Below are 19,486 nucleotides of genomic sequence, written 5' to 3'. Positions count from 1 at the left end.
GGATTGCTTCTTGACGGGTGATCAGGAGTTGTCGAGCGGCAGTCCGGGCGGGTTCACCTCGGACTTGGCGACGGCCTCGTTGGAGAGGTTGTAGGCCTTGAGCCACTCGGCGTACTGACCGTTCTTGATCAGGTAGTTGATGGCGTCGGCGAGCGGCTTGGCGAGGCCGCTGTCCTTCTTGGCGGTGGCCGCGATGAGGCCCTGGAGGCTGGCGCCCGCGCCGGAGTAGGTGCCCGCGGTGCGGGTGGCGTTGGGCGTGTCGGCCACCTGGCGGTTGTGGTAGGCGAAGCCGGGGTTGGGGCCGAAGGAGGCGTCGATCTTGCCGCTGTTCAGGGCCAGGAAGGTGCTGGTGCTGTCCTGGAAGTACTTGACGGTGAGCTTCTTGCCCTCCTTGGCCAGCTTGTCCTTCCACTCCAGGAGGATCTTCTCCTGGTTGGTGCCGGAGCCGACGGCGACCGTCTTGCCGGCGAGGTTCTCGTAGTTGCCGTCGAAGTTCCAGGTGCTCTTCTTCGGCACGATGAAGGCGAGGTTGTCCTGCCGGTAGGAGGCGAACTCGTACTTCTTCTTGCGCTCCTCGGTGTCGGTGACGTTGGAGAAGGCCACGTCGACCTTGCCGCTGTCGATGCCGACGAAGAGGTTCTCCCAGGTGGAGTTCTTGACCTCGGCCTTGAGTCCGAAGACCGCGGCGACCAGCCGGCCGAGGTCGGGCTCGGAGCCGGTGAGGGTCTTCTGGTCGTCGCCGACGTACGCCAGCGGCGGGAACCCGGCGGGCAGGGCGCCGATGCCGATCTCCAGCGTGCCGCTCTTCTTGAGGGCGGCGGGCAGCTCGGCGCTGATGGACTTGACCTCGGAGACCTTGATGGTGGTCTGGGTGGCGGCGCCGTTGGAGACCCGGCCGACGACGACCGTGCCGGACTTGGCGCTGTCGGTGGTGGTGGCCGCGTCGCTGTTGCCCCCGCAGGCGGCGAGCCCGGTGGCGAGGGAGGCGACGGCGGTGGCCGCGGTGATGCCTCTGATCAGGCTGCGTCGGGTGATGTGGGTAGACATGGCCGTTCCTTGTCGCTGCAGGTGATGGAGGGTGGCGTGGGGGGAAGTCGAGGGGTGCGGTGGGAGGTCAGAGGACCTTGCTCAGAAAGTCCCTGGTCCGCTCGTTCTGCGGCTTGTCGAGAACCTCGGAGGGCGGGCCCTGTTCGACGATCCTGCCGCCGTCGATGAAGACCACCCGGTCGGCGATCTCGCGGGCGAAGCCAATCTCGTGGGTGACGATGACGAGCGTGGTGCCGCTGGTCGCCAGGTCCTTGATGACCGCGAGGACCTCGCCGACGAGTTCCGGGTCCAGGGCCGAGGTGGGCTCGTCGAAGAGGATCACACCGGGACGCAGGGCGAGCGCGCGGGCGATGGCGACGCGCTGCTGCTGGCCGCCGGACAGCTGCCGCGGATAGGCGCCGATCCGTTCGCCGAGGCCGACGCGTTCGAGGAGTTCCTTGGCCAGCGCCTGCGCCTCGGGCTTGGTCAGCTTTCCGGTGGCGACGGGGGCCGCCGCCACGTTGTCGAGGACGGTCAGATGCGGGAAGAGGTTGAAGTTCTGGAAGACGAAGCCGATCCGGCCGCGCTGGGCCAGGATGTCGCGCTCGCTCAGCTCCTTGAGCCGCTCGCCCTGCCGCTTCACCCCGATCAGCTCGCCGTTGACGCTGACGTGGCCGATCTCGGGCTTCTCCAGGTGGTTGATGACCCTGAGGAGAGTGGACTTGCCGGAGCCGGACGGGCCGAGGATGACGGTGACCTCGCCGGGCCGTACGGTCAGGTCGACGCCGTCGAGCACGCGGTGGGCGCCGTACCACTTGTGGACGTCGTGGATCTCCAGGGAGGCCGGGGCCGTCTCCAGGGTGTCGGTGGTGGTCATACGGCGGCCTCCCGGCGGATTCGGGCGCGCAGGTCACCGAGCCCGGCCCGCAGTTTCTGCAGGGGCGTCGGCGGCAGGGTGCGCGCGGCACCCCGGGCGTAGTACCGCTCGACGTAGAACTGGATCACGGAGACCACGCTCGTGAGGATCAGGTACCAGACGGTCACCACCAGCAGCAGCGGCACGATGTCGCCGGGGTAGGTGGAGCCCATGGTCTGTGCGGAGCCGAACAGGTCGAGCAGCGAGACGTAGAAGACCAGCGAGGTGCCCTTGATCAGGCCGATCAGCTGGTTGACGTAGTTCGGGATGATCGAGCGCAGCGCCTGCGGGAAGACGATCTTCCGGAACTGGTAGCCCTTCGGCAGGCCGAGTGCGGCGGCCGCCTCGTGCTGTCCCTGGTCCACGGAGAGGATGCCGCCGCGCACCACCTCGGCCGCGTAGGCCGCCTCGTTGAGACTGAGGCCGAGCACGGCGATCACCATGTCGGTGGCGAGCTTCGACTCGTCGAAGGAGAAGAAGGCCGGCCCGAAGGGGACGCCGAGACTCAGCGTCTTGTAGAGGGCGCTGAAGTTGTAGAGGAAGAGCAGGACCACGATGAGCGGGATGGAGCGCAGGGCCCACACGTAGGTCCAGCTGACGGCGCGCAGCACCGGGCTCTTCGACAGCCGGGCCAGGGCGAGCAGGATGCCGCCGAGGAGGCCCAGCACCGCGCTGTAGGCGGTGACTTCGAGGGTGATGAGCAGCCCGTCGAGGATGTTCGGCCGTAGGAACCAGTAGCCGAAACGGCCCCACTGGTAGAAGGGGTTGGACACCAGTCCGTGCACGAACTGGGCGGCCAGGACCAGGACGACGGCGGTGGCGATCCACCGTCCCGGCCTGCGCAGCGGCAGAACACGCTGTGCGGAGAGGGGTTTTGACGGCTCATCGGCAGCGGGCGGTGCCTCGGGGGCGGCGATCGTGGCGCCTGGGGGTTCACTCATGGCGGGCTCCGGCGGAGTCGGACACCCACGTGTCCCACGGCGGGGGCCGCGCACCGGGCCGTGTTCGGGCACGGTTCGGTGCGCGGGGGCGCGCGGGCACGAGGGCTGGGCGGACGGCGGCACACCGGACGGCCGGTGTTTCGACGGGGACGCTGGGGTGCGAAGCTGCGGGGAACCGGCGGAAAAGCCTGGTCAGACCCGACAGCGGGCACAGCCCGGGGCGGTACACGCGCTACACAGGGCGCTGTTGACACGGAGCAGGTCGACGGCGCGGTCGGCGACGAGGGGGCTCGGGTACGGGCGTACGCAGCCCTCGGCGCGGCGCTGGGCCGTCCTGGGAGCTGCGTACATGTCCGTCACCTGTCACTGTCGTGCCGGCCCCGAGGGGCACTCGCGCTTACCGAATCGTCGCTTGCCGAAACGTCGTCGGTCCGGTCGTCACCTGGGGCACCCCACCGCGGTGCGAGGGTTGCCGGTCAGCAAGCCAGGGCTTGACGCTGACGCTCATGACCGTTCTGGTCCGTAAGTAACGCAGTTGCCCGAACGAATGTCAACGCCTGTCCGACTGGCGAAACGGTTCGGGCCGCTCTCACCTGCGCGGACCGCGGGGTGCGTCCGCCGCGTGGCCCGCCCAGTCCAGGATCTGGACGGCCGCGCCGGCGGCTTCCAGGCCCTGGCAACGGCCGTGGTGGCGGCGGGCGATGCCGTCGAGGTCGAGGTGGGTGCCGAAGGCCGGGTGGGCGGCCAGCCGGCGGGCGTAGGCCCACAGCGCCGGGTGGCCTGCGATGGCGTGCACGGCGGCGGCGTCCAGGTGGTTGCGGTGCACGGTGTCGAGTTGCACCAGGGTCACCCACAACTCGATGTCGGCGGCGGTGAGTTGCCCGCCGACCAGGAACTCCACCCCGGTCAGCCGGCGCTCCAGCGCGTCCAGGGTGGCGAGCAGCAGTTCCAGCGCCTCCGGGTCACCGCCCTCGCGGCCGGCGCGCTGGGCGGCCTGTTCGATGTCCTCGGCGCACAGCCGCTCGACGGCCTCGATCTCGGCCTCGGCACCGCACGGGTAGAGCCGGGCGACGCCGTCGCCGAAGTGCTGGTCCAGGTCGCGCAGGATGTCCCGGCTGTGGGTGCTGACGATCCTTCCGGACCACCCGTCGCTGAACACCGGCGCGAGGGCCGGCCCCGAGTAGCGGTGCGCGCTGGCCTCGTACAGCGGGCGCAGCACCGCGTGGCTGCCGTCGGGACAGTCCGGGACGGCGGGCAGGAAGGTGACCGGACAACAGTCGTCCAGGGCCAGCAGGCTGTGCCCGACGGCGATCCGGAGGCCGTCGGGACAGGCGGTGGACAGGTGCAGCCGGTAGCGGCGCGGCACGGCGTAGTGGCCGCTGCGCGCGTCGCGGCCGATACGGCCCCGGAAGGCGGGGGCGGTGCGGACGGACGGCAGGGCGGCGAGTGGAGCGATGGACATGCGTCTCCCCGGGGGCGGGCGGGCGCGCGGACGTACGCGCGGCGGAAGCGTTCGTCGGTGGGTTGTCGGTGAGCCGTGGCGGGTCCCGGCGGACGGGCGCCCGGCTCGTACGGCCGGGACCGGGCGCTCAGCTTCTGCGGCCGGTGGCGCCGCACATCCGCAGCAGGTCGATGTGGCGGCGGGAGGTGAGCAGAGGGGCCGTCCAGGACGCGGGGCTCTCACGGCGCTGTCTGCCGGTGAGCGTGCGCAGGCGACCCATCTTTCCCTACCTTTTCACTAGGATTCCCACCTGGAGTGTCGATCGGCCTCCGTCCGGCGTCAAGGGGGCGTCCACGCCTGGGACACCCGGCCCCGACTTGCCGTCGGCCGGGAGGGGCGGTGCGCTGGTGGCGGAGGCCGAGTGACAGGAGCCGGAGCCGATGACCGAGCCCCCGGGTCCCGGGCCGGTGCCCGGCGCCGTGCCCGAGACCTTCGCGTTCCGCTGCGGGCGGTGCGGCCGGGCCTGGGAGGCCACCTTCCAGGCGGTGTTCTTCACCGACCCGGTCGCCGACCCGGAGCTGCAGAGCACCCTGGAGTACGTCGACGAGGCCGGCCGGGCCGTGCCGTCGCCGCTCACGGACGCGGTGTGCCCGCGCTGTGGCAGCCGGCGGGTGCGGATCACGGCGGCCTGATCACGACGCTCACCCGAATGGCACGTGCGGGTGGTCGGCGCACGCGGCCGGTGGTGGCGTGGAGGGACGCAGCGACGTCGTCCGGCGTCGTCCGGCGGAAGGGGCGCACCGGCGCCGTCCGCCCAGTGACGTACCGCGTCCCCGAGGAGGCAGTCGCGATGACCCGTCCGTCCCGACCCGCGCGTGTGCTCGCCACGGCCCTGGCGGCGGGGACCCTGCTCGCCACCGCGACGGCCTGTTCGGACGGCACCCCCGAGGCCGCGGCCGTCTCGCCCGCCGCCGAGCGCTCCCCGGCCCCGTCGCGCACCCCCACCCTCACCGGCCCCGGGGCGCAGGCCGCGCTGATCACACCGGCCGACATCGAGGACAACTGGCAGCTGGCCAACGACGCGGCCACCTGGCGCAACCAGATGCTGGTCGGGAAGGTCGACGTCGCCCAGTTCCTCAACGCCAAGTCGGACGCCGCCGACTGCCAGCGACTGCTGGACAGCCTCTACTCCGACACCCTGCTGGGCCGCGCCACCGGCGCCTCCGGGCTGCGCGGCTTCACCTCGGAGGACTCCCGGCTGCTGTACCAGGTCGGCGACTACGGCCAGGCCGCCATGGAGGCCACCATCAAGTGGCTGAGAAACCTCCCCACGGAGTGCAACCAGTTCTCGGCCACCGCATCGGACGGCAGCAAGCGGACCGTGCAGGTCGTCGAGTACAAGGAACCGCCCAAGGTGGGCGACGAGCTGGCCGCGCTCACGGTCACCGTCCAGGGCACCTCGAACGGGCAGCCCGCCACGACCACCCTCGACGTCGCGGCGCTGCGCGTCGGCGCCTCCGGAGCCGCGGTCACCAACGGCGGCCTCTCGGGCGTCGACCACGACAGCACCGCCCTCGCCCTGCAGAACGGCGCCGAGCGCCTCAAGGAAGTACTGTCCGGCAGGACCCCAGCACCGCTGCCGAGCCAGTTCGACTAGGTCAGAGGGGTTTGGGGTCTTCGGAGTTGCGCTGGGTGGTGCCCGGCTCCCCGTTGTCGCGGTGCCAGGCGACGACGAGTTCGTCACGGGTGCCGAAGCGGACCAGGTGCCGGCCGACGACGCCCTCCAGGACTTCGAGGTTCTCGGGGTCCGTCTCCACGGTGAGCAGCAGGGCGCCCTCGGTCGCGGTCAGGGTGCCGGTGCCGTTCTGGAAGACGATGCCGCCGGTGCCGGTCTCCTCGTCCCAGCTGGTCTGCGAGCGGCGGCCCAGGTGCGAGGCGAGCTGCTTGGCGTAGCGGGCGGGGCGGTCGGTGGGGACGCGGGCTTCGGAGCGGGCCATCTGGGACTCCCGGTGGTGCGGGGCGGACGTACGGCGACGGGTTCACGCTACGTCGGGGCGGGGGTTCGGGCGCCGTACCCGGGGCCGCAAGCTATGCATGCCGGCCGTGTCACCTGACGTCGTCGGGCGTCGCGGGCAGGTGCGTCAGTCGTTCACCGGCGTTCGGTCGCCTTGGCCTGTCCGTCCAGGTCAGACCAGACCACCACCCGTGACATCCGCCACAATGGTTCCGGATCTACGCGTGCCGGATAGTAGAGACCACTCAGTCGACAAATGGGATTTGTCCCGCTTAAGGCGCCCATGCGTCGCGCCCGGATTCACGACTCCTCCCCCAGCGAGCCACTGTCATCCGTCCTCCGCGCACATACCGATCCTGACGGGGCGACAGAACTCCACAGCGGCCATGAAAAGCAGACCAGTGCGCCTCGCTCCCCCGGCAAGGGCCGCAGGAACCTACGAGACGAGTTAGTACCGAGGCCCTTTGCGCTCCATGTGAAGACGTCCTAAGAATGACGACCCGCAGGACGCCGCCGCAGCTCAGGAGCGGGTTACACATGGCAAAGCATCGTAAGAACACGCATTACCGGCGGATAGTCGTCGCTGCCGTCGCAGTGGGCACCGTGGGCATACCGTCCGCCGCCATGGCCTGTACCGCCTGGCCCGGCAGCGGCGGACACCGGTCCGACAGCGCCGGGGTCAGCACGACGAAGGACTCGTGGAGCAAGAAGGGCTGGTGGAACGAGGCGAACCGGGGCCGGCCATGGGACGCCAACCAGGCCGGCGAGCCCTCGGGGACGGCATCGGCGGCGCCGAGCGCCACGAAGACTCCCCCTGCGAGTGCGAAGAAGACCACCGCGCCCAGGCCGAGGGCCACAGCGTCCTGGCACACCGCACGTACCACCGCTCCCAGGCCCAGCACCACCGCGTCGCCCAGCCCCCGGAAGACCACCACCGCTGCCGCTTCCGCGGCCCCCAAGCCGTCGAGCAGCCCGAAGGCCACCGCCACGGCGTCCGGAGTCGTGGCTCGCGTCCTGGAACTCGTCAATGCCGAGCGCGGCAAGGTCGGCTGTTCGGCCCTGACCCTGAACACGACCCTGACCAAGGTCGCGCAGGCACACAGTGAGGACATGGCTCTCCACCAGAACATGTCACACTCCGGGTCCGACGGCTCCTCCCCCGGAGACCGCATCACCGGTGCCGGGTACACCTGGAGCGCCTACGGCGAGAACGTGGCCTACGGCTACGCCTCTCCCGAGCAGGTCATGGCCGCGTGGATGGCCAGCCCCGGCCACAAGGCCAACATCCTCAACTGCGCGTTCAAGGAGATCGGCGTCGGTCTCGCACAGCCCGACAGCTACTGGACCCAGGACTTCGGCACCCCCCGCTGAGCGAATGCCGCCTGCCGGCGGCATGTTCGCCCCGAAGCCGGAAACACCCCACGCGAAAAAGGGCCCCCGCAGGCTTTCACCTGCGAAGACCCTTCGCACCGTCGGGACGACAGGATTTGAACCTGCGACCCCTTGACCCCCAGTCAAGTGCGCTACCAAGCTGCGCCACGTCCCGCTGCGGAGTCACGCGGTGGTTGCCGCGTGATCACGCAGGTCAACACTACCGCACGCGTACGGGTGCTGCCGCCGGCCGCTGCGTGACCGGGTCGGCGACGCGGCTCGCGCGGCGGACCGGGACGAGGAGGGCGGCGCCGGCCGCGGTCAGGCAGAACAGTGCGAGCAGGGCCCAGGCGTGGGTGTAGCCGGAGGCGTACGGCAGTCCGGAGGGCTGGAGCCGGCCGGTGACCAGGACGCTGGTGAGCGCGGCGCCGATCGAGCCGCCGATGGTGCGGATGTTGGCGTTCATGCCGGTCGCGGCGCCGGTCTGCTCGGGCGGCACGCTGCCGACGATGAGGTTGGCCATCGAGGCGAAGGCCAGGCCGATGCCGAGGCCGAACAGACCTGCGACGACGCCGATCTGCCACTGCGCGTCGTGCCAGAGGGTGAGGAAGCCGCAGGCCAGTGCGCCGAGCGCGGCCCCCGCGGTGAGCTGCGCCTTGGCGCCCACGCGGGGTTCGAGACGGCCGCCGACGACACCCGAGAGGAACATGGCGATGAGCATCGGCAGCATGAGCAGGCCGGACTCGGTGACGGTGGCGCCGAAGCCGTAGCCGGCCGCGGCGGGGGTCTGGACGAAGCCGGGCAGGAAGGACCAGATCGCGTACATGCCGGCGCCGAAGAGGAGGGCGGCCGTGTTGGTGGTCCAGACGGCCGGCAGCCGCATCACGCGCAGGTCGATGAGCGGGGTGACGGAGCGGGACTCGGTGAGCAGCCATACGGCGAACAGGACGACGGCCGCGCCGAACAGGCCGAGCACCCTGGCCGAGCCCCAGCCCCACTGACCGGCCTGGCTCAGCGGCAGCAGCAACGCCACCAGCCAGGCGGAGAGCAGTCCGGCACCGAGCCAGCTGACGCTGCCCTCGGCCCGCTTGGGCGACTCGGGGACGTAGCGGGCGGCGATCAGGACGGTGACCGCGACCACGCCGACGGGGATCCAGAACAGCCAGCGGTAGTCGAGCGCCGAGACGATCGGTCCCGCGGCCACGATGCCGACACCGCCGCCGGCCGCGATCACCGCGGAGAGGTTGCTGATGCTGCCGCTGACCTCGGCCGGGGTGAACTCGTCGCGGATGATGCCGAAGGAGAGCGGGAAGAGGGCGCCGCCGATGCCCTGGACGACCCGGGCGATGATCAGGACGCCGATGTTCGGCGCGAGGGCGGCGACCAGACAGCCGGCCAGGACGGCCAGCAGGACGGCGACGAGGGTGCGCTTCTTGCCGATCAGGTCGCCGGCCCGGCCGAGTATCGGGGTGAAGACCGAGGCGGACAGCAGATACGCCGTCATCACCCAGGTCGCGGTGGACTGGGAGGTGTGCAGGGCGTGCTGGACGGTCGGCAGGGCCGGTGCGACCAGCGACTGGAGCATGGAGAACACGCCGGCACCGGTCGCGAGGACCGCGAAGGTGAGGCGGGTGGACTTCCGGGGCATGAGGGCCTCTCCGAAATCGGAACGGAGGGAAGAGGGAAAGAGCGGAAAGAGGGAAGGACGAGGGAGGCACCGGGCCGCGTCCGGCCATGGCGGTACCGCTCCGCGCTGCTAAAGTGGAGGCACCCCTCCACTCTACTGGAGGCCAACCTCCGCTTCAACCGAAGTCGAGGAAACCCTCCGGTTCACCCTTGCCGCACGGGAGGCAGCAGTGTCGGACAGCCCGTTCCCCGTCAGTGAGATCGTCGCGTCCCGCAGACCGCACCGTAAGGACGCGGCCCGCAACTACGACGCGCTGGTCACGGCCGCCCGCGAGGCGTTCGCCGAGCGGGGCGCGGACGTCTCCCTGGAGGACGTCGCCCGTCGCGCGGGGGTCGGGATCGGCACCCTCTACCGGAACTTCCCGACCCGCCGCGACCTCTTCGAGAGCGTCTACGCGGACGAGGTCAACGCGCTGTGCCGGGCCGCCGTGGACCTGGCCGGGTTGGAGCCGTGGGCGGCCCTGACCTCGTGGCTGGACCGCTTCACCGGCTACATGGTCACCAAGCGGGCGGTGCGCGAGGCCCTCAACGACGAGTCGGAGATCTTCCAGGCCTGCCGTGACTCGATGTACGCGGCCGGCGGCCCGCTGCTGGAGCGGGCCCAGAAGGCGGGCGTGGTCCGCACCGACATGGAGATCGGCGACCTGCTCCGCATGGTCTCGGGCATCACGGCGACGGCCTTCGAGGACGACGCCCAGCGCGACCGCGTCCTCGGCATCGCCCTGGACGGGGTACGCGCCGGCCGCTAGGGGTTCCGGCCGCTCGGCGGCGGCGCGCGGCTCAGAGCCGTACGACGATGAGCGCGATGTCGTCCCTGCCGCCGCCGGCGACGCCCAGGCGGGCCAGCACGGTGTCGGCGAGCTGTTCGGTGCTCAGATGGATGAACTCGCCGAGGACGCGGGCCAGTTGCTCCAGCCCCTCGTCGATGTCCTGGTCCCGCCGCTCGATGAGCCCGTCGGTGTACAGGACGAGGGTGTCGCCCGGCTTGTACGGCAGGCTCGCCTGCGGGCGGGGGACGTGCTGCGGGCGGGCGCCGAGCGGTGGGTCGGTGGCCTGGTCCAGTAGTTCGCAGCTGCCCTCGGGGTGGATGAGCATCGGCGGCGGATGGCCGGCACTGCTGTAGGTGATCAGGCGGCTGCGCATGTCGACGACCGCATTGACCGCGGTGGTGCCCAGGGCCCCCTCGACGGACCTGGCGTACAGACCGAGCACCTCCAGCGCCTGGGCGGGGCGCTCCAGGGCCCGGGTGGCGGCGGACAGGGCGCTGCGCAGCATGCCCATGACGGCCGCCGCCTCCAGGCCGTGGCCGATGACGTCGCCCACCGCGACGGCGAGCCGGTCCGGCGCGATGTCGACGACGTCGTACCAGTCGCCGCAGACGTTGAGGGAGCCGGTGGCGGGCAGGTAGCGCACCGCGATGTCGCCGTGGTGGGCCAGGTCGGGGACGTGGAGCATGGCTTCCTGCAGGATGACGGCGACCTCGCGCTCGCGGGTGTGCGCCTGCCGCAGGTCCTCGTTCAGCCGTTGCAACTCCCGCGCCCGGGCGTACAGTTCCGCCTCCAGAGCCTGCGTCTCCTTCAGCCGCTGCCCCTCCAGGACGCCGTCGGGGTGGGTGGCACGGTACTCCATGACGAACGCGGTGACGTCCTCCACCCGGTGGATGATGTACGTCACCTCCCCGTCCGGGCCGAGCACGGGGGTGTTCACCGGGGACCACCACCGCTCCTCGAAGACCCCGGGACGGCCGGCCACGGGGATGTCGTACTTCTGCAGCGCCATCGTGTCGGGCCGGCCGGTGGCGAGGACCCGGCGCAGGGACGCGCCGAGGTTGCGGACCCCGTCGGCGTCCGGGTCGGCGGGGTTGTCCGGGAACGCGGTGAAGATGTGCCGCCCGAGCAGGTCCTCCCGGGTGCGTCCGGTGGCCGCGAGATAGGCCCGGTTCACATCGACGATGACCAGGTCGGGTCCGAGCACCAGATACGGGCTCGGCGTCGCGGCGAACAGCGCCGTGTGATCAACCCGCGATGCCACCGCTGACGCTCCTTCCCGCCTCAACGGCTCCCACCTCAATCTACGGTCCGCCCTGCTGCTCTGCCCGCCGTGCGGCCGCGGAGGACCGGCTCGGCCGGCCTGCCCGGGGCTCGTCCGCGCGCCCGACGCCGTGAACCGGCGCGTCGGCGCGGGCCGTGCCAGGCTGGGAATCCGGGCGGCCGGCCGCCACGGGTCGCCGGGCCCGTGCGACGGCGTACGGCCGCGCGGAGCGCTGCCCCCGCCGCCGGGGCCGTGTGTCGACGCGGAAAGCGGTGAGTACGGATGAGCGCGAGCCCTGCGGACGGCCCGGACCCCGGTCCCATCGGGGGCCGCAACGGGCCTGCCGTCTCCCGCCGGGATTTCGACACACTCTTCGAGGAGGTCCGCACCTGGGGCCGCTGGAACCCGGCCGACCGCGGCGCCTGGAACCGGGTGACCGCGCGGGGGGTACGACGGGCCGTGGCCGCCGTGCGGTCCGGCCGGGTCGTACCGCTGGCGCTGCCCTGGAACACCGTGCCCGGCCCCGACAACCCCAGGCCCGCCCTGCACCACATGACCGATCTCGGCGACGTGGAGAGCCCGGAGCCCGCCACCCACAAGGACTTCGTCGCCGCCGACTACCACGGCAAGGCCGTCACCCATCTCGACGCCCTGTGCCACGTCTCCTACCGCGGGCGGCTCTACGACGGCCGGACGGCGAAGGACGTCGTCGGCGCGGCGGGCGCCCGTTTCGGAGCGGTGTCGGCGCTCGGCCCCCTCGTCACCCGGGGCGTGCTCCTCGATCTCCCCGCCGTGCTCGGGGTCCGCTGGCTGGAGCCGGGAGTGGCGGTGCACGCGGCGGAGGTGCTCGCCGCGGAGCGGGCACTCGACGTGCGGATCGGCGAGGGCGACGCGGTGCTCCTGCGCTCGGGGCGGACCCGCCGTCGCGCGGATCTCGGCGCCTGGGACCCGGGCACGGCCTGCGCGGGCCTCCACGTGGACGCCGTACCGCTGCTGGCCGAGCGCGGCATCGCGCTGCTCGGGGGTGACGGCGACAGTGACGTACGGCCCTCCCCCGTGGACGGCGTGCACTCGCCCGTCCACGCCCTCGCCGTGGCCGCGATGGGGGTGCCGCTGCTGGACAACCTCGACCTGGAGGCCCTGTCGGCCGCGACGGCCCGGGCCGGGCGGTACGAGTTCCTGCTCGTGGTGGCGCCGCTGAACATCCCGGGCGGGACGGGCTCGCCGGTCAACCCGGTCGCCGTCCTGTGACGACGAGTGCGCAATGTCCGTAACCTCACGTATACCCTAATGTTGTAGTAAAGGTTGTTGTGGTGAAGTTGTAGCGAAACGGACTCTGCGGACGCGAGTGAGGCGAAGCGTGGTTCGGGGCGGCGGGAAAGCGGCAGCGACGGACGGCAAGGGGCCCGCCCGCTCGCGTGAGCGTTTCCTGCAGGGCGAGGCGGTCGAGGTCGGCGTACGCCCTCCCATCTCGCACTCGTGGCAGCGCTGCCGTGCCCTGGGGCTCTCCCCCGACCAGCCCGGACTCCCCTTCCGGGACGACTTCGAACGTGACGCCCGGATCATCCGTGCGGCCGTACCGGTGCTGGACCGGCTGCAGTCCCGGTTCGCCGGCAGCAGGATGAACATCTCCGTCGCGGACGCGAACGGGACGGTCCTGCTGCGTCGTTTCGGAGACGCGTCGCTGGCCAGAAGCCTCCCGGCGTTCCAGCGCGTCCCCGGGTTCGTGTTCGCGGAGCGGTACGCCGGCACCAACGGGATCGGGCTCGCCCTGGCGGAGCGGCAGCTCGTCCAGGTCTACGGCGCCGAGCACTTCGCCGAGCGCGCACAGGGCAACGCCTGCCGGGCGCTGCCCGTCCGCGACCCGATCAGCGGCCGCATCGAGGGCGTCCTGTGCCTCGGCTACCCGCGCAGCGCCGAGGACCCGGCACTGGCCACCGTGATACGCCGGGCGGCCCACGCCATCGAGAGGCGGCTGCTCGGACAGAGCTCCGAGCGCGAGCGGGCCCTGCTGCGGGCGTACCTGGACACCGGCGCCGAGACCGCCACCGGACCCCACCACCGCGTGGGTCTCAGCGAGCCGGCCCTCGGGGTGCGCCCCTGCGACCGGGCGATTCTCATGCAGAAGGCCGTCGAGCTGATCTCCTGGGCGCAGCGAGCCGCCGTCCACGTGACCCTGTCCGACGGCCGGCGGATCACGCTGGTCAGCCGTCCGACGACGACCGCCACCGGCGTGCAGGGCTTCGTCATCGAGGCCGTGCTGCCCGGGCCCGCACCGCACGAGCCGCTTCTCGTCCCGTGGCCGGCCGAGGAGGCGCGGCGCCCCGTCCTCGTCCCCGCCGACTTCGCCCACGACACCGCCGCGTCCGTCGAACCCGCCGCGTCCTCCGCGCCCGCCTCCGTCGTCCAGGCGACGTCCGTCGTTCTCGCCGTCCCGCCGTCCACGGCCGTCCCCGTCTCCGTGGCGCCCGCGACCGTACCCGGAACCGCGGCCCCCGGCCTCATACCCCTCCGGGCCGAGACACCCGGCACGGACGCGTCGGCGGGCGGTCCGGGCGGCACCGCGGACGGAGACCACGGGACGGCCGGTGGCCCCGGCTGGACGGCGGGCGGCTACGGCTCCGGAGGCCGCCCCGGCGTCGCGGCCGGCGGTCGTCGCGGCTCGCCGCCCCCCGCAGAGCCTCCGACAGAGCACTCGGCCAGGGGGCTCGTGCTGGTCGGAGAGCCGCATGTGGGGCGGTACGCCCTCGCCGCCCGTCGCCGCCTGGAGCTGCTGACCGAGGCCAGCACACGCATCGGGACCACCCTCGACGTGCGGCGCACCGCCGAGGAACTCGCCGAGACGGCGGTGCCACGGCTGGCCGACTACGTCACGATCGACCTGCCCGAGGCCGTGCTGCGGGGCGAGGAGGCCGCCGACCCCTTCACCGACCTGTACCGCACGGTGGTCCACGGCATCGCCGACGACTGTCCGTTCCACCCGGTCGGCAAGCGCGTCGACTACGGCCCGGCCACGCCGCACCTGCGCTGCCTGAGCGGCGGGCAGGCCGTGCTGGAACCGGACCTGAGGGCCGCCATGGGATGGCTCGCCCACGACCCGCCGCGCACCGAGGTGATGCTGGCGCACGTCCACTCGCTCATCGCCGTCCCCCTGGTGGCCCGCGGCGTCGTCCTCGGCGTGGCCGCGTTCTACCGCGGGCAGCACCCCGCGCCCTTCGACGACGACGACCGCTCCCTCGTCCAGGAACTCGCAGGCCGCGCCGCCCTGTCCATCGACAACGCCCGGCGCTACACGCGCGAGCGCACCATGGTGCTGACCCTGCAGCGCAGCCTCCTCCCGCAGGGTCTGCCCGACCAGGACGCCGTCGACGTGGCGCATCGCTACCTGCCCGCGGAGTCGGACGTGGGCGGGGACTGGTACGACGTCATCCCCCTCTCCGGCACCCGGGTCGGCCTCCTGGTCGGTGACGTCGTGGGCCACGGCATGCTCTCCGCCGCCACCATGGGGCGGCTGCGCACCGCCGCCCGCAGCTTCGCCGAACTCGACTTCTCCCCGGACGAGGTCCTCACCCACCTCGACAACCTGGTGGGACGCCTCGACCGGGAGGCCCCCGCCGCGGGCGACACGGGCATCTTCGGCGCGACCTGCCTGTACGCCGTCTACGACCCGACCACGCAGCAGTGCACCATGGCCCGCGCCGGGCACCCGCCTCCCGCGCTCGTCCGCCCCGACGGCACGGTCACCTTCCCGGACCTGCCCGCCGGGCCCCCGCTGGGCCTCGGCGGCCTGCCCTTCGAGGCCGTCGACATCGCTCTCCCCGAGGACAGCCGGCTGGTCCTCTACACCGACGGGCTCATCGAGGACCGCAACCGCGACGTGGACCTGGTCCTCGAACGGTTGCGGGGCGTCCTCGCCCACCCGGACCGCACGCCCGAGGAGATCTGCGAGACGCTTCTGGACACGGTGGCCCCGGTCCACCCCCGTGACGACATCGCCCTGCTCGTCGCCCGTACCCACGCACTGCCCGAACACCGGATCGCCACCTGGGACCTGCCCGCCGACCCCTCCCTCGTCAGCGAGGTCCGTTCCTCGGCGATGCGCCGGCTCGCCGACTGGGGACTCGAGGAGGCCGGGTTCGCCGCGGAACTGGTGCTGAGCGAACTGGTCACCAACGCCATCCGCCACGGCTCCGGCCCCGTCCGGGTACGGCTGCTGCACGGCCGTACCCTGATCTGCGAGGTCTCCGACCGCAGCAACACCGCCCCGCACCTGCGCCGGGCGGCCACCACCGACGAGGGCGGCCGCGGCCTGTTCCTGGTGGCCCAGCTGGCGCGGAGCTGGGGCACCCGCTACATCCGGCAGGGCAAGGTCATCTGGGCCGAGTGCGGGCTCGACGCCGCCTGAGGCCGTGGGAGCCGGGACCGTCGGCGGGGCCCGCGCGGCTGACCCGTCGGTGGCGTCACAGGCCCCGGATCCGGCATCCCGGCCGGCCTTCGGGCGTGAAATCCGCAATACGGCGATTTGCCCCACTAGTATCACCGGGGAGAGTCGGGAAGAAGAAGATGTCAGGCCGACCCCCGGAGCTGTCCGTGCACGAGCCTCCCGACCCCCTGGTACGGATCCGCGGGCTCGCCAAGCGGTTCGGCGGGACCCGCGCGCTGGACGGGGTCGATCTCGATGTCCGGGCCGGCAGCGTCCTCGCCCTGCTCGGCCCCAACGGCGCCGGGAAGTCCACGCTCATCAAGGTGCTCGCCGGGGTCCATCAGGCCGACGCGGGGTCGGTCGCGGTGGCCGGGCACCCGCTCGGAAGCCAGGCCGCCACCCGCAGCATGTCCTTCATCCACCAGGACCTCGGGCTCGTGGAGTGGATGACCGTCGCCGAGAACATCGCCCTGACGACCGGATACCCGCGCCGCGCCGGACTGATCTCCTGGCGACGGACCCGGGAGCGCTGCGCCGAGGCTCTGGAGACGGTCGCCGGGCACCTCGATCCGGACACGCCGGTCGCGCGGCTCGGTCCCGCGGAGCGTTCGCTGGTCGCCGTCGGCCGGGCACTGGCGGCCCGCGCGCGGCTCGTCGTGCTCGACGAGCCGACCGCCCGCCTGCCCACCCCGGACTGCGCCCGGCTCTTCCGTGTGCTGCACGCCCTGCGGGACCGGGGACACGGCATCCTCTACGTCACCCACCGCATGGACGAGGTGTACCAGGTGGCCGACGCCTTCGCCGTCCTGCGCGACGGCAGGCTGGTCAGCCACGGCCGGCTGGCGGGCCACGACCCGGCCCTGCTGGTCCGCGACATCGTCGGCACAGAACCGGCCCGCGGCATCACGGGCGGGGAACCGGGCCGCCCGCTCCCCGCCGCCGTCTCCGCGGGCGGCCCCGCCGTCCTGGTCCTCGACGGCGCCCGGACCGCGGGCACGGCGGCGGTCGCCCTGGAGCTGCGGGCCGGGGAGGCGCTGGGGCTGGTCGGCCTCTCGGGCGCCGGGCACCTGGAACTGGGCCGCGCGCTGGCCGGCGCGCGGCCCTTCCTCGGCGGCCGGGTGCTCCTGGACGGGCGGCCCTACCGGCCCCGTACGGTCGCGGACGCCGTCGCGGCCGGGGTCGGCCTCGTGCCCGGCGACAGACAGCGTGAGGGCTGTGCCATGGGGCTGACCGTGCGCGAGAACCTGCTGGCCAATCCCCGGGCGGGCGGGCTGCCGGCACCGCGCTGGGCCGCGCCGCGCCGCGAACGCGCCCGGGCCGCGGAGCTGATCGAACGGTTCGCGGTGCGGCCCAGCGACGGCGAGGCCCCCCTCGCCACCCTTTCCGGCGGCAACCAGCAGAAGGTCCTGATCGGCCGCTGGCTCGGCGTGGACCTGCGACTGCTGGTCCTGGAGGAGCCGACCGCGAGCGTGGACGTCGGGGCCAAGGCCGCGGTCCACCGCCTGCTCGACGAGGCGCTGGCCGGCGGTCTCGCGGTCCTGCTCGTCTCGACCGACTTCGAGGAGGTGGCCGGCGTGTGCCGGCGCGCCCTGGTGTTCGTCCGCGGCCGCGTGACCACCGAGCTGAGCGGCGCGGACCTCACGGTCACCGGGCTCGCCCGCGCGGCCTCGGCCCTGCCGGCCCCCGGAACCACCACGGACTCATGACCGCCGCGCCCCCGCCCTCCGCCCCGCGCTCCCGGCCGCTCCGCCGGGCTCCGGCCCGGCATTTCGCGGGCGCCTACGGTCTGCTGGTCCTCACCGCGCTGCTCGTCCTGGTCTTCTCCCTCGCGCTGCCGCGCACGTTCCCCACGCGGGACACCCTCGACTCGATCCTGTCCACCCAGTCGATCCCGGCCGTCCTCGCGCTCGCCGCCATGGTCCCCGTCGTGACCGGCTCCTTCGATCTCTCCCTCGGCTACGGTCTCGGCCTGGCCCACGTCATGGTGCTGCGGCTCGTCGTCGACGCCGCCTGGCCCTGGCCCTGGGCCTGCCTCGCGGTGATCGCCGGAGGCGGGGCGGTGGGGGTTCTCAACGGCGTGGTCGTCGAGTTCGGCCGGATCGACTCGTTCATCGCCACCCTCGGGACCGGCAGCATGCTGTACGCCGTGACCGGCTGGGTCACCGGCGGCGGCCGGATCGTCCCGGGCCCGGCCGGTCTGCCGTCCGCCTTCACCGACCTCTACGACTCCACGCTCCTCGGCCTGCCGCTGCCCGCGTTCTACGTCCTCGCCCTCGCCCTCGTCCTCTGGGTGGTACTGGAGCGGCTGCCGCTCGGCCGGTTCCTGTACGTCATCGGTGCCAATCCGCGCGCCGCGGAACTGGTCGGTATTCCGACCCGCAGGTACACCGTCTACGCGTTCGCCGCCTCGGGGCTGATCGTCGGCTTCGCCGGGGTGCTGCTGGCGGCCCAGCAGCAGATCGGCAATCCCAGCATCGGCCTCGACTACCTGCTGCCCGCGTTCGTCGGCGCCCTCCTCGGCTCCACCGCGATCAGACCCGGCCGTCCCAACGCCCTCGGCACGCTCGTCGCCGTCGCCGTGCTCGCCGTCGGCCTCACCGGCATCGGCCAGCTGGGCGCCGCGTTCTGGACGGTCCCCCTGTTCTACGGCGGCACGCTGCTGCTCGCCGTCGGCCTGGCCGGCTACTCCGCCCGCCGACTGCGCACCGGGGCCGACGCGGCCCGCGACGCACCGCCCTCCGCGCCGCGCCCGCCGACGGCGCCGTCCGGAGGCGGCACCGCCGGGACCACGCCATGACACCCACCGGTGCCTCCCGCACCCGCAAGGCCGCCGCTCCCCGGGGCGGCGCCGCCCGGGCCGCCGCCCTCGCGCTGCTGGCCGCGGCAGCCGCCCTGACCGGGTGCCAGCACGGCTCGTCGAACGGTCCCGTGGTCTCCACCACCGGCCCCGGGGGCTGTCCCGCCGCCGAGGCCTCGGCCGGGGCCGCCGTCGCCCAGGCGGAGCGGACCGACACCGCCTGGAACGGACCGACCACCGGCCCCAGGGCGGTGTCCGGCAGGACGGTCGTCTTCGTCGCGGAGACCATGACCAATCCCGGCGTCGCGGGCGTCGCGAACGGCCTGCGGGAAGCCGCGCACGTCATCGGCTGGAACGTCCGGGTGATCGACGGAGCCGGCAGCCCCGCCGGCATCCAGGCGGCCATGAGCGAGGCCGTGACCCTGCGGCCCTCGGGCATCGTCATCGGCGGCTTCGACCCCGGCTCGACCGCTCAGCAGGTCGCCGAGGCCGGCGCGGCCGGCATCCCGCTCGTCGGCTGGCACGCGGTCGTCGCCCCGGGCCCCAGCAGACGGCCCCCGCTCTTCACCAACGTCACCACACGGGTCGAGGACGTGGCCGGCATCAGCGCGCAGTGGATCATCGCGCACTCCGGCGGCCGGGCCGGGGTCGTCCTGTTCACCGACGCCTCGGTCCCGTTCGCGAGGACGAAATCCGACCTGATCAGGGCGGAACTCGCCACCTGCGCCGGGGTGGGGGGGGGGGGGGGGCCCCCCCCCCCCCCCCCAGCCCCGCGCCCCCCCCCCCCCCCCCCCCGCCACCCCCCCCCCCCCCGACGGCAACCCCCCCAAGAGGCCCAAC

General features: G+C 72.9%; 17 protein-coding genes, 1 tRNA gene and 1 riboswitch. Of the genes, 9 read left to right on the top strand and 9 right to left on the bottom strand.

Annotated elements, in window-relative coordinates; all coding sequences use genetic code 11:
* Positions 1-21 precede the first annotated feature (21 nt).
* The 5 genes from ACZ4UV_RS38295 to ACZ4UV_RS38275 form a co-directional block, all read right to left on the bottom strand.
* Positions 22-1,047, bottom strand: a complete 1,026-nt coding sequence (locus tag ACZ4UV_RS38295; protein WP_467844430.1) for an ABC transporter substrate-binding protein — start codon at positions 1,045-1,047, stop codon at positions 22-24.
* A 67-nt stretch (positions 1,048-1,114) separates the two neighbouring features.
* Entirely contained in the window at positions 1,115-1,903 is a 789-nt protein-coding gene (locus tag ACZ4UV_RS38290; protein WP_451017347.1) for an amino acid ABC transporter ATP-binding protein, read from the bottom strand.
* The gene (locus ACZ4UV_RS38285) at positions 1,900-2,883 is read right to left on the bottom strand and encodes an amino acid ABC transporter permease (RefSeq protein ID WP_467844427.1); all 984 of its coding nucleotides are present in this window, start codon (positions 2,881-2,883) and stop codon (positions 1,900-1,902) included. The genes ACZ4UV_RS38290 and ACZ4UV_RS38285 overlap by 4 nt, the downstream gene beginning before the upstream one ends.
* Before the next feature lie 388 nt (positions 2,884-3,271).
* Positions 3,272-3,395: riboswitch (SAM riboswitch) on the bottom strand.
* A gap of 77 nt (positions 3,396-3,472) precedes the next feature.
* On the bottom strand, positions 3,473-4,345 hold the full coding sequence (locus ACZ4UV_RS38280) for a glutathione S-transferase C-terminal domain-containing protein (RefSeq protein ID WP_467844424.1): 873 nt from the start codon (positions 4,343-4,345) through the stop codon (positions 3,473-3,475).
* A 127-nt stretch (positions 4,346-4,472) separates the two neighbouring features.
* Positions 4,473-4,604 carry a hypothetical protein gene (locus tag ACZ4UV_RS38275; RefSeq protein ID WP_451017349.1) on the bottom strand — a complete coding sequence of 44 codons (132 nt, stop codon included), beginning with the start codon at positions 4,602-4,604 and terminating at the stop codon, positions 4,473-4,475.
* Between the two features lie 160 nt (positions 4,605-4,764).
* Between ACZ4UV_RS38275 and ACZ4UV_RS38270 the strand changes: the two genes are divergently transcribed.
* Positions 4,765-5,016 carry a hypothetical protein gene (locus tag ACZ4UV_RS38270; RefSeq protein WP_351500662.1) on the top strand — a complete coding sequence of 84 codons (252 nt, stop codon included), beginning with the start codon at positions 4,765-4,767 and terminating at the stop codon, positions 5,014-5,016.
* A gap of 158 nt (positions 5,017-5,174) precedes the next feature.
* The gene (locus ACZ4UV_RS38265) at positions 5,175-5,981 is read left to right on the top strand and encodes a hypothetical protein (RefSeq protein WP_451017350.1); all 807 of its coding nucleotides are present in this window, start codon (positions 5,175-5,177) and stop codon (positions 5,979-5,981) included.
* 1 nt (position 5,982) lies between these two features.
* On the opposite strand, the gene ACZ4UV_RS38260 is transcribed toward ACZ4UV_RS38265, so the two are convergent.
* The gene (locus tag ACZ4UV_RS38260) at positions 5,983-6,321 is read right to left on the bottom strand and encodes a DUF2218 domain-containing protein (RefSeq protein ID WP_351500666.1); all 339 of its coding nucleotides are present in this window, start codon (positions 6,319-6,321) and stop codon (positions 5,983-5,985) included.
* A gap of 554 nt (positions 6,322-6,875) precedes the next feature.
* On the opposite strand from ACZ4UV_RS38260, the gene ACZ4UV_RS38255 reads away from it, so the two are divergent.
* Positions 6,876-7,709 (top strand): CAP domain-containing protein, encoded by an 834-nt coding sequence (locus ACZ4UV_RS38255; RefSeq protein WP_467844420.1) that lies wholly within the window; start codon positions 6,876-6,878, stop codon positions 7,707-7,709.
* A 101-nt stretch (positions 7,710-7,810) separates the two neighbouring features.
* On the opposite strand, the gene ACZ4UV_RS38250 is transcribed toward ACZ4UV_RS38255, so the two are convergent.
* Together ACZ4UV_RS38250 and ACZ4UV_RS38245 are read right to left on the bottom strand one after the other, a co-directional pair.
* Positions 7,811-7,884 (bottom strand) — tRNA-Pro (locus ACZ4UV_RS38250).
* 45 nt (positions 7,885-7,929) lie between these two features.
* Entirely contained in the window at positions 7,930-9,357 is a 1,428-nt protein-coding gene (locus ACZ4UV_RS38245; RefSeq protein ID WP_467844418.1) for an MFS transporter, read from the bottom strand.
* Between the two features lie 208 nt (positions 9,358-9,565).
* Here ACZ4UV_RS38245 and ACZ4UV_RS38240 point away from each other — a divergent pair, with 208 nt between their 5' ends.
* Positions 9,566-10,144 (top strand): TetR/AcrR family transcriptional regulator, encoded by a 579-nt coding sequence (locus ACZ4UV_RS38240; protein ID WP_351500675.1) that lies wholly within the window; start codon positions 9,566-9,568, stop codon positions 10,142-10,144.
* A 31-nt stretch (positions 10,145-10,175) separates the two neighbouring features.
* On the opposite strand, the gene ACZ4UV_RS38235 is transcribed toward ACZ4UV_RS38240, so the two are convergent.
* On the bottom strand, positions 10,176-11,426 hold the full coding sequence (locus ACZ4UV_RS38235) for a PP2C family protein-serine/threonine phosphatase (protein ID WP_451017354.1): 1,251 nt from the start codon (positions 11,424-11,426) through the stop codon (positions 10,176-10,178).
* Between the two features lie 282 nt (positions 11,427-11,708).
* On the opposite strand from ACZ4UV_RS38235, the gene ACZ4UV_RS38230 reads away from it, so the two are divergent.
* The 5 genes from ACZ4UV_RS38230 to ACZ4UV_RS38210 all read left to right on the top strand — a co-directional run.
* On the top strand, positions 11,709-12,677 hold the full coding sequence (locus ACZ4UV_RS38230; RefSeq protein WP_467844414.1) for a cyclase family protein: 969 nt from the start codon (positions 11,709-11,711) through the stop codon (positions 12,675-12,677).
* 109 nt (positions 12,678-12,786) lie between these two features.
* Positions 12,787-15,831 (top strand): SpoIIE family protein phosphatase, encoded by a 3,045-nt coding sequence (locus ACZ4UV_RS38225; RefSeq protein ID WP_467844411.1) that lies wholly within the window; start codon positions 12,787-12,789, stop codon positions 15,829-15,831.
* A 158-nt stretch (positions 15,832-15,989) separates the two neighbouring features.
* Positions 15,990-17,555 carry a sugar ABC transporter ATP-binding protein gene (locus ACZ4UV_RS38220; protein WP_467844408.1) on the top strand — a complete coding sequence of 522 codons (1,566 nt, stop codon included), beginning with the start codon at positions 15,990-15,992 and terminating at the stop codon, positions 17,553-17,555.
* The gene (locus ACZ4UV_RS38215; RefSeq protein ID WP_451020012.1) at positions 17,552-18,646 is read left to right on the top strand and encodes an ABC transporter permease; all 1,095 of its coding nucleotides are present in this window, start codon (positions 17,552-17,554) and stop codon (positions 18,644-18,646) included. The genes ACZ4UV_RS38220 and ACZ4UV_RS38215 overlap by 4 nt, the downstream gene beginning before the upstream one ends.
* Positions 18,643-19,486, top strand: an 844-nt coding sequence (locus ACZ4UV_RS38210; protein WP_467844405.1) for a substrate-binding domain-containing protein, incomplete at its 3' end; no start/stop codon positions are given. The genes ACZ4UV_RS38215 and ACZ4UV_RS38210, both read left to right, overlap by 4 nt.

This window comes from Streptomyces sp. NPDC028289, assembly GCF_055565975.1.
The sequence above is the reverse complement of the archived record's forward strand: the minus strand, read 5'-3'. Positions and strand labels throughout refer to the sequence as shown.

What these genes read in the sequence shown, in the direction of transcription:
- ACZ4UV_RS38295 (WP_467844430.1), bottom strand. Translation starts at nt 1,047, where the DNA reads ATGTCTACCCACATCACCCGACGCAGCCTGATCAGAGGCATCACCGCG.
- ACZ4UV_RS38290 (WP_451017347.1), bottom strand. Translation starts at nt 1,903, where the DNA reads ATGACCACCACCGACACCCTGGAGACGGCCCCGGCCTCCCTGGAGATC.
- ACZ4UV_RS38285 (WP_467844427.1), bottom strand. Translation starts at nt 2,883, where the DNA reads ATGAGTGAACCCCCAGGCGCCACGATCGCCGCCCCCGAGGCACCGCCC.
- ACZ4UV_RS38280 (WP_467844424.1), bottom strand. Translation starts at nt 4,345, where the DNA reads ATGTCCATCGCTCCACTCGCCGCCCTGCCGTCCGTCCGCACCGCCCCC.
- ACZ4UV_RS38275 (WP_451017349.1), bottom strand. Translation starts at nt 4,604, where the DNA reads ATGGGTCGCCTGCGCACGCTCACCGGCAGACAGCGCCGTGAGAGCCCC.
- ACZ4UV_RS38270 (WP_351500662.1), top strand. Translation starts at nt 4,765, where the DNA reads ATGACCGAGCCCCCGGGTCCCGGGCCGGTGCCCGGCGCCGTGCCCGAG.
- ACZ4UV_RS38265 (WP_451017350.1), top strand. Translation starts at nt 5,175, where the DNA reads ATGACCCGTCCGTCCCGACCCGCGCGTGTGCTCGCCACGGCCCTGGCG.
- ACZ4UV_RS38260 (WP_351500666.1), bottom strand. Translation starts at nt 6,321, where the DNA reads ATGGCCCGCTCCGAAGCCCGCGTCCCCACCGACCGCCCCGCCCGCTAC.
- ACZ4UV_RS38255 (WP_467844420.1), top strand. Translation starts at nt 6,876, where the DNA reads ATGGCAAAGCATCGTAAGAACACGCATTACCGGCGGATAGTCGTCGCT.
- ACZ4UV_RS38245 (WP_467844418.1), bottom strand. Translation starts at nt 9,357, where the DNA reads ATGCCCCGGAAGTCCACCCGCCTCACCTTCGCGGTCCTCGCGACCGGT.
- ACZ4UV_RS38230 (WP_467844414.1), top strand. Translation starts at nt 11,709, where the DNA reads ATGAGCGCGAGCCCTGCGGACGGCCCGGACCCCGGTCCCATCGGGGGC.
- ACZ4UV_RS38220 (WP_467844408.1), top strand. Translation starts at nt 15,990, where the DNA reads ATGTCAGGCCGACCCCCGGAGCTGTCCGTGCACGAGCCTCCCGACCCC.
- ACZ4UV_RS38215 (WP_451020012.1), top strand. Translation starts at nt 17,552, where the DNA reads ATGACCGCCGCGCCCCCGCCCTCCGCCCCGCGCTCCCGGCCGCTCCGC.